The organism is Allobosea sp. NPDC055594 (genome assembly GCF_053618995.1).
The window spans coordinates 1-1,092 of sequence record NZ_JBSHIO010000057.1 but is presented as its reverse complement, the minus strand read 5'-3'; the positions used below and the strand labels follow the sequence as shown (position 1 = coordinate 1,092).

The 1,092-nt window shown below is 54.7% G+C and carries 1 rRNA gene; it reads right to left on the bottom strand.

The window, feature by feature from the left end:
- Positions 1-1,092 (bottom strand): 23S ribosomal RNA (locus tag ACWGRX_RS26960); the annotation flags it as partial.

Sequence of the window (1,092 nt, the reverse complement as noted above, 5' to 3'; positions counted from 1 at the left end):
CTCCATGTGTCGCCACACTTCCACCTCGAACCTATCTACCTCATCGTCTTTGAGGGATCTTACTTACTTGCGTAATGGGAAATCTCATCTTGAGGGGGGCTTCATGCTTAGATGCTTTCAGCACTTATCCCGTCCGCACATAGCTACCCAGCGATGCCCTTGGCAGAACAACTGGTACACCAGCGGTGCGTCCATCCCGGTCCTCTCGTACTAGGGACAGCTCCTCTCAAATTTCCTACGCCCACGACGGATAGGGACCGAACTGTCTCACGACGTTCTGAACCCAGCTCGCGTACCGCTTTAATGGGCGAACAGCCCAACCCTTGGGACCGACTACAGCCCCAGGATGCGACGAGCCGACATCGAGGTGCCAAACCATCCCGTCGATATGGACTCTTGGGGAAGATCAGCCTGTTATCCCCGGGGTACCTTTTATCCGTTGAGCGACGGCGCTTCCACAAGCCACCGCCGGATCACTAGTCCCGACTTTCGTCCCTGCTCGACCCGTCGGTCTCACAGTCAAGCTCCCTTGTGCACTTACACTCAACACCTGATTACCAACCAGGCTGAGGGAACCTTTGGGCGCCTCCGTTACTCTTTAGGAGGCAACCGCCCCAGTTAAACTACCCATCAGACACTGTCCCTGATCCGGATCACGGACCCAGGTTAGACATCCAGCACGACCAGAGTGGTATTTCAACGACGACTCCACACACACTGGCGTGCATGCTTCACAGTCTCCCACCTATCCTACACAAGCCGAACCGAACACCAATATCAAACTGTAGTAAAGGTCCCGGGGTCTTTCCGTCCTGCTGCGCGAAACGAGCATCTTTACTCGTAATGCAATTTCACCGGGCCTATGGTTGAGACAGTCGAGAAGTCGTTACGCCATTCGTGCAGGTCGGAACTTACCCGACAAGGAATTTCGCTACCTTAGGATGGTTATAGTTACCACCGCCGTTTACTGGCGCTTAAGTTCTCAGCTTCGCCACACCGAAATGTGACTAACCGGTCCCCTTAACGTTCCAGCACCGGGCAGGCGTCAGTCCGTATACATCGCCTTACGGCTTCGCACGGACCTGTGTTTTT